The organism is Rathayibacter tanaceti, from assembly GCF_001634385.1.
Taxonomy (GTDB): Bacteria; Actinomycetota; Actinomycetes; order Actinomycetales; family Microbacteriaceae; genus Rathayibacter; species Rathayibacter tanaceti.
On record NZ_LIIN01000133.1, the window covers coordinates 1 to 7,446 of the forward strand.

Genomic DNA, 7,446 nt, shown 5'->3' on the forward strand with positions numbered 1-7,446 from the left:
AGCTGCGGGCCGTCCGCTCGACACCGGCGTACTCCTCCTCCGAGAGCTCGCCGCGAGCCGCCGCCAGCAGCCGGGCGGCCGGCCCGACGACCGGAGCCGTCGCCTCCGCCGGCGCCGGGCTCCACGAGCCCAGCCCAAGCAGGTAATCGGGCCCGCCCGCCTTCGTGCCGGGCCCGACCGCCGACTTCTTCCAGCCGCCGAACGGCTGGCGCTGCACGATCGCGCCGGTGATCCCGCGGTTCACATACAGGTTCCCGGCCTCGATCCCGTCGAGCCAGGTGCCGATCTCGTCCGGGTCGAGCGCGTGCAGGCCCGAGGTGAGCCCGTAGTCGACCTCGTTCACCAGCGCGATCGCCTCGTCGAGGGTCGCCGCCGTCATGATCCCCAGGATCGGCCCGAAGTACTCGGTGCGGTGGAACTCGGAGCCGCGGCGCACGCCGTCGCGCACGCCCGGGCTCCACAGCCGGCCGGAGTCGTCGAGCCGGTGTGGCTCGAGCAGCCAGCTCTCGCCCGCGCCGAGCGTCGTCAGGCCGCGGAGCAGCTTGCCCCCGGCGGGCTCGATCACCGGGCCCATCCGCGTGGCCGGGTCGGTCGGGTAGCCGACCGTGAGGGAGGAGACCGCGTCGAGCAGCTGCGCGCGGAACCGCGTCGAGCGGGCGACGGAGCCGACCAGCACCACGAGCGAGGCGGCCGAGCACTTCTGTCCGGCGTGCCCGAAGGCGCTCGCCACCACGTCCTTCACCGCGAGGTCGAGATCGGCCGAGGGCGTGACGACGATCGCGTTCTTGCCGCTGGTCTCGGCGAGCAGCGGCAGGTCGTGGCGGAACGAGCGGAACAGCTCTGCTGTCTCGTAGGCGCCGGTGAGGATCACGCGGTCCACCGTGGGGGAGGCGATCAGGTCCCGTCCCAGCTCCTCCTCCGGCAGACGGAGCAGTCGCAGCGCCTCGCGGGGCACTCCCGCCGCCCACAGCGCCTCGGCCACCACGGCACCGCAGCGCGCGGTGGGACCTGCGGGCTTGAGCACCACAGCGGAGCCGGCGGCCAGCGCGGCGAGTACGCCGCCGGCCGGTATCGCCACCGGGAAGTTCCACGGCGGAGCGACCAGCGTCAGCGCAGACGGGTGGAAGCGGGCGCCGTCGACCGCGTCGAGCTCGCGGGCGCGCTCGGCGTAGTAGTGCGCGAAGTCCACGGCCTCCGAGACCTCGGGGTCGCCCTGGTCGATCGTCTTGCCGCCCTCGGCCGCCATCACCTCCAGCAGTTCGGCTCGGCGCGCCTCCAGCTCGTCGCCGGCGCGGTGCAGGACGCGGGCGCGCTCGTCGGCCGGCACGCCGCTCCAGCCGCTCGCGCGAGCTCCGGCGAGCACCGACTCCAGCTCGCCGCGGGTGGTGATCGTGGCGGCCTCGATCGCCTCGACGCCTGCGCGCGAGGAGGGGACGCGCGCGAGGATCCCCTGCGCCCACTCGCGTTCGCGCGACGACGGGTCGGTGTCGGGTGTGCTGCGGAAGTCGCCGAGCCCCGGGCGGCCGCTCGCGGCGAACCGGTCGGGCACGCGATGCGCGGGCGGCACCGCTGTGTCGAGGCCGGCGACGGAGGCGCGGAACCGCTCCTCCTCCCGCGCGAAGAGCGCCGGGTCGGCCTCGAGCTCGAAGACGGCCGACATGAAGTTCTGGCTCGACGCCCCCTCCTCCAGCCGGCGGATCAGGTAGCGATCGCCACATCGAACTCGGCCGGCGCGACGACGGGCGTGTAGAGCAGGAGCGACCCGACCGTGCGGCGCACGGCCTCCGCCTGGCCCTGCGCCATGCCGAGGAGCATCTCGTAGTCGATGCCGTCGCGGACCCCGCGCTCGCCGGCGAGCAGCCACGAGTAGGCGATGTCGAAGAGGTTGTGCCCGGCGACGCCGACCCGGACGGCGCGGATCCGCTCGGGCTGCAACGCGTAGTCGAGCACACGCTTGTAGTTCGTGTCCGAGTCCTGCTTGCTGCTCCAGGTGGCGAGCGGCCAGCCGTGCACCGAGGCCTCGACCTGCTCCATCGGCAGGTTCGCGCCCTTGACCAGGCGCACCTTGATGCCGGCGCCGCCGCGCGCGCGACGGGCGGTGCTCCACTCTTGCAGGCGGATCATCGCCGACAGCGCGTCAGGAAGGTAGGCCTGCAGCACGATGCCGGCCTCGAGGCCCGCGAACTCGGGCCGGTCGAGGATCCGCGTGAAGACCGCGATGGTGAGGTCGAGGTCCTTGTACTCCTCCATGTCGAGGTTGATGAACTTCTGCGGCGAGGCGGCGGCGGCCCGCGCGAACAGCGGCGCCAGCTCGGCGACGATGTCGTCCACCGCGGCGTCGAACGCCCACGGGGTGTGCGGAGCGGTGCTCGAGGAGACCTTGATCGAGACGTAGTCGACGTCGTCGCGCGCGAGCAGGCGGTGCGTGCCCTCGAGGCGGCGCTGCGCCTCCGCGCGGCCGAGCACGGCCTCGCCGAGCAGGTTCATGTTCAGCCGCACGCCGTCGCGGCGGATCGCGGCGATCGCCGGGCCGAGCCGTGAGTCGGTCGCGTCGATGATCAGGTGGCCGACCATCCGCCGCAGCACGCGGCGCGCGATCGGCACTACGACGTCCGGGAGAAGCGGCGCCATCACGCCGCCGAGGGCGACCGCGGCGCGCATCGGAGCCGGGAGGAAGCCCGGCACGCCGCCCGCGATCGCCTTCAGCGCCGCCGCGGCGACCCTGGTGTCCTCGGGGCGGACGACTCCGTCGACGAAGCCGACCGTGAAGTCCAGGCCCGACGGGTCCTTCAGCACGCCGGCCAGCCGCGCACCGGAGGCGTCCACGGGGATCGCCGCGGCCTCGCGCAGCCAGCGCCGCACCAGGGCGATGCTCTCGTCGACGAGCCGCGGAGCGACGGAGTCGGGCGAGGGGCCGGTGCTGCCGGGGCCGGTGCCGAGTGCGGGGCTGGCGAGATCCGTCATGGTGCGGTCCTTCTGCTGCGAGGGAAGCGGTTCCTCCAGTATTCGACCGGGTACCGTTGAGCAGAAGCGACCGTTCCTTACCGGTACCGGTCAGTTCTGCTGAACGATGGGAGCGGTGCCGTGCTCGATGTCCGCCGCCTGGTCCTGCTGCGCGAGGTCGCCATCCGCGGCACCCTCGCCGCCGCCGCGGAGGCTCTGGCCTACAGTCCCTCCGCCGTCTCGCAGCAGCTCTCGGTGCTCGAGCGCGAGACCGGAGTGGAACTGCTGCGCAAGGCGGGCCGGCGCGTGCAGCTGACGCCGCAGGCCGAGATCCTCGTGGCGGCGGCCGGTGAGGTACTGGCCCTGCTCGAGCGGGCGGAGGCGGCGCTCGCGGCCTCGGGGGAGTCGGTCACCGGGCGGGTGCGGGTCGCAGTCTTCCAGTCCGCGGCGCTCGCGCTGATGCCGGGCGCTCTCCGGGCCGTCGCCGAGCGCTTCCCGGAGGTGCGGGTCGAGATGGTGCAGCGCGAGCCGGAGGGAGCGCTGCACGAGACCTCGTGGGCGCGCGAGTTCGACCTCGTCGTCGCCGAGCAGTACCCCGGGCACTCGACCTCGTGGCTGCCGGGCCTGGTGCGCAGCGATCTGACGACCGACGCGATCCGGCTCGCGGTGAGCCGGGACTCCGCCGTCGTGGACCTCGCCGCGGCCCGCGACTGCGCCTGGGTGATGGAGCCGCGCGGCACCGCGAGCCGCCACTTCGCCGAGCAGACCTGCCGCGTGGCCGGCTTCGAGCCCGACGTCCGCTTCGAGACCGCCGACCTCCAGGCGCAGATCCGTCTCGCCGCGTCCGGCAACGCGGTCGCGCTGATGCCCGACCTGGTCTGGGCGGGCGCCGAGCCGGACTGCCGTCTGCTGGAGCTGCCGGGCGCTCCCCGCCGCACGATCTTCACGGCGCAGCGGGAGGCGCAGCTGGCGTCACCGGCGGTGCGGGTCTTCCGCGAGTGCCTCGCGGAGGTGGCGGGGCGGTACATGTGAGCCGTCCACCCCTGTCGGCCGATCGCTCGGGAGCACTGGAATGCTGGACGGGCAGGATCCCACCTCACAGGAAGAAGGAACCATGACCATCTGGCTCATCACCGGCTGCTCGACCGGCCTCGGCCGCGCCCTCGCGACCGCCGTCCTCGCCCATGGCGACCGGGCCGTCGTCACCGCACGCGACGTCGACTCCGTGCGCGACATCACCGGGCCGTTCGCGGAGACCGCCCTGGCCCTGCCGCTCGACGTCACCGACGACGCGCAGGTCGCCGCCGCGGTCGCCGCCGCCGAGGAGCGCTTCGGCGGGATCGACGTCCTCGTCAACAACGCCGGCTACGGCTACCGCGCCGCTGTGGAGGAGGGCGAGGAGCCGGCCGTTCGGCAGCTCTTCGACACCCAGCTCTTCGGCACGGTCCGCACCATCAAGGCCGTCCTGCCGGGGATGCGCGAGCGCCGCTCCGGCACGATCGTGAACCTGTCCTCGATCGGCGCGCGCCTCTCGCCGGAGGGCTCGGGCTACTACTCCGCCGTCAAGGCGCGATCGAGGCACTGACGGAGTCGCTGCGCAAGGAGGTCGCGCCGCTGGGCATCCGGGCCTTCTCGGTCGAGCCGGGCGGGTTCCGCACCGACTTCGCGGGCCGCTCCCTCACTCAGTCTGCGACTCCGATCGCCGACTACGCCGAGACCGCGGGCCGGCGCCGGAAGGAGAACGACACGGTGCACGGGACGCAGAAGGGCGACCCTGCGCGAGCCGCGGAGGCGCTGATCCGGGTGGTCGAGTCCGAATCGACGCCGTCCCTGCTCCTACTCGGCTCCGACGCCTCCGACGCGTTCCGCTCGGCGCTCGACGCCCTCCGCGCCGACGCCGACGCCTGGGAGTCGCTGAGCCGCGGAACGGACTACCCGGAGGGAGAGTAGGGGCGGCGCAGGCGCGCTGCTGAGCCTCGGCGCGGGCTGCTGCGCCGAGGCTTCGGCGGGTGAACGTCCCTCCACAGGGCTCCCCCGGTCGCGGATCGCCGGGATCGGGTGGCTCCGCCCCCTTCATGTCGGGGTCCCTGGTTCACGACGTGTAGGGGACGGACGCGACGCGCCCTGGCGCGGCTCCGCGAGGAGCTGCCTGAGCAGCGTCGCCACGCCCACCACCGCCGGGCCCGCGAGGACCGCGCCGTGTGGCTGAGCTCCGAGGAGGAACGGGATGGTGATGCTCTGCGCTCTTCCCCGGCGCCGGTCGCGCTGGGGGCGTACGGGCGGCTCGCCCGGATCGCGCGGATACTCCGCGACGGCGATGTCCTCGGCACGATCCCATCCGAGGCCGCTGTTTCGGCGGAACCATAGCGGAGACCGTTACGCCAGGAAGCGGTCCGCCGTCCGCAGCGAGAGCGCCATCGTCGTCAGCGCCGGGTTCGCGATCAGCGCGCTCGGGAACACCGAGTTGTCGCACACCCACAGGTTCGGTACGTCGAAGCTGCGCCCGTCCGCGTCGACCACCGCGTCGTCCCGGTCGGCGCCCATCCGCACCGTGCCGAGGGTGTGCGCCGTCCGGGCGAGCACTCGCGTGCTGGTCGCGCCTGCCGCCTCCACGATCGCGGTCATCGTCCGGATCGCGTGCCGCTCGATCGCCTCCTCGTTCGAGCCCGCCGAGAACGTGATGCGCGCCTTCGGCACCCCGTGCTCATCCCGCTCGTCGCTCAGCTCCAGCCGGTTGCCCTCGGCCGGGAGGCACTCGGCGTTGATCCCGACTCCCGCTGCGAAGCGGTAGCCGTCGAGCGCCGCCATCAGCTCGCGGCCCCAGAGCCCGCCGCCGCGCGCGAGCGAGGTCGCGTAGGTCAGAGGCATCACTCCGAGGCTCTGGATCAGGTAGCCGCCCGCGAAGTCCGCGTCGGTCGGGCGCACGGTGTCCTCGGTGATCGCGGAGGAGGGGTACCCGCGGTATCCGCGCATCTCACTCTCGAAGGCTCCCCACACCTGCGTCGCCCCGTGCGCCAGGAAGTTCCGCCCCACCTGCCCGCTGCCGTTCGCGAGACCGGTGTGCAGCAGGAGGCGCGGCGTCTCGACTCCGCCCGCGCAGAGGAAGAGAGCGGAGCAGCGCTGCCGACGCTCGACGCCCTCCGTCGTGTAGAGCACGGCGCTGACGCGCCCGGCTGCGTCGAGCTCGATGCCGTGCACGAACGAGTCGGCTCGGATCTCGGCGCCCGCGCGCACTGCCTCCGGAAGGTAGGTCGTGTCCATGCTCGCCTTGGCACCGGTGCGGCAGCCCTGGTGGCACTGGCCGCAGTTGACGCAGGCGGGGCGGCCGCCGCGCGCCGCGCTCAGCACGGCCGTGGGGGCATCGGTCGCGCGCATCCCGATCGCCGCGCAGCCGCGGAGCATCATGTCGGCCGAGGCGTTCCGCGCGAGCGGTCCCTGCTGGTAGCGGCGGGAGCGGTCCCACGGGTACTCCGTCGGCCCCGCCACGCCGATGTCCGCCTCCACTCGTTCGAGGTACGGAGTGAGCTCCGCCGACGTGATCGGCCAGTCTCGTCCGACGCCCGCCTCGCTCTGCAACCGCAGGTCGCGAGGGTCGGGCCGCGGCGTGAACGCTCCCCAGTGCAGAGTCGAGCCGCCGACGCCGCGTCCGCTGTTGTTCGGTCCGAACGCGGTGGGGGTCGTGCCTGCGCTGAGGCGCTCCTCCATCCAGTTGATCTCGGTCGCGGCGGTCTCGTCCGCGGTGTGGTGGAGCGGATCGAGGTGGGCACCGGCCTCGAGGGCGACCACGCGCAGCCCCCGCGCCGCGAGCACTGAGAGCAGAGGCGCTCCGCCGGCTCCGGTGCCGATCACGACGGCGTCGACCGTCTCGTCGAGGGCGAAGCGGCGCATGCCGGTGGTGGTCGTCATCGCGCGCTCCCCGGCTCCCACGCCTCGTGGTCGTCGGCCGCGAGCATCCGGAACCCGGTGATCAGGGGGAGCGTGTCACCGCCCGTCGCGTAGCCGTCGTAGCCGATCCGCGCCATCGAGGCGGGATGCGCCAGCCAGTGCCGGACGAGGTCGACGCGGCAGTCCTCGAACCAGGCGGTCAGCTGGTCGGCCGTGAGCGCGCCGACCGCGACCGCGCCGTCGGCGAGGGCCCGCAATCGCGCGTCCTGCTCGTCGGTCGAGAGCGCGTCGAAGCCGGCGAGCGCGTCGAGTGCCAGCCCGTAGGCCACTGGGTCGGCGGGGAGGCCCGCGTTGCGCCAGCCGTCGCCCTCGCCGTCGGCGAGCTGTGCGTCCACCCGCGCGGCCAAGTCGATCCGTCCCTCCTCCGGCGCGACGCGCTCCTGCGGCACGGCGGGCTCCTGCGGCACCACGCGGTCGGCGATCGCGCGCAGCTCGGCGAGCTGCGGCGTGCTCAGCACCCGAGGCCGGTACTGCGGATCGTCGGCGAGGGCGCGCTCGGCCAGCAGCGCGCGCACGCGGGTGCTGGTGCGCGACGAGGCGATCACGGCGGAGACGTCG

Annotated in this window: 5 protein-coding genes and 1 pseudogene; 3 read left to right on the forward strand and 3 right to left on the reverse strand. The window is 73.8% G+C overall.

The window, feature by feature from the left end:
- Positions 1-2,964: pseudogene (locus ACH61_RS13065) on the reverse strand (bifunctional proline dehydrogenase/L-glutamate gamma-semialdehyde dehydrogenase); the annotation flags it as partial.
- Between the two features lie 120 nt (positions 2,965-3,084).
- Here ACH61_RS13065 and ACH61_RS13070 point away from each other — a divergent pair.
- The 3 genes from ACH61_RS13070 (at position 3,085) to ACH61_RS19115 (ending at position 4,893) form a co-directional block, all read left to right on the forward strand.
- Positions 3,085-3,975, forward strand: coding sequence for a LysR family transcriptional regulator (locus ACH61_RS13070; protein WP_068212733.1), 891 nt, complete (start codon positions 3,085-3,087; stop codon positions 3,973-3,975).
- Between the two features lie 82 nt (positions 3,976-4,057).
- The gene (locus tag ACH61_RS19110) at positions 4,058-4,528 is read left to right on the forward strand and encodes an SDR family NAD(P)-dependent oxidoreductase (RefSeq protein ID WP_330220172.1); all 471 of its coding nucleotides are present in this window, start codon (positions 4,058-4,060) and stop codon (positions 4,526-4,528) included.
- A 164-nt stretch (positions 4,529-4,692) separates the two neighbouring features.
- Complete coding sequence (locus tag ACH61_RS19115) at positions 4,693-4,893, forward strand: Rossmann-fold NAD(P)-binding domain-containing protein (RefSeq protein WP_330220173.1); 201 nt, start codon at positions 4,693-4,695, stop codon at positions 4,891-4,893.
- A 426-nt stretch (positions 4,894-5,319) separates the two neighbouring features.
- On the opposite strand, the gene ACH61_RS13080 is transcribed toward ACH61_RS19115, so the two are convergent.
- Together ACH61_RS13080 and ACH61_RS13085 are read right to left on the reverse strand one after the other, a co-directional pair.
- Positions 5,320-6,849, reverse strand: coding sequence for a GMC family oxidoreductase (locus tag ACH61_RS13080; protein WP_068212736.1), 1,530 nt, complete (start codon positions 6,847-6,849; stop codon positions 5,320-5,322).
- Positions 6,846-7,446: gluconate 2-dehydrogenase subunit 3 family protein (locus ACH61_RS13085; protein WP_236713687.1), on the reverse strand; the 601-nt coding region annotated here is incomplete at its 5' end. The genes ACH61_RS13080 and ACH61_RS13085, both read right to left, overlap by 4 nt.

Coding starts and splice junctions, on each gene's coding strand:
- ACH61_RS19110 (WP_330220172.1), top strand. CDS start 4,058: ATGACCATCTGGCTCATCACCGGCTGCTCGACCGGCCTCGGCCGCGCC.
- ACH61_RS13080 (WP_068212736.1), bottom strand. CDS start 6,849: ATGACGACCACCACCGGCATGCGCCGCTTCGCCCTCGACGAGACGGTC.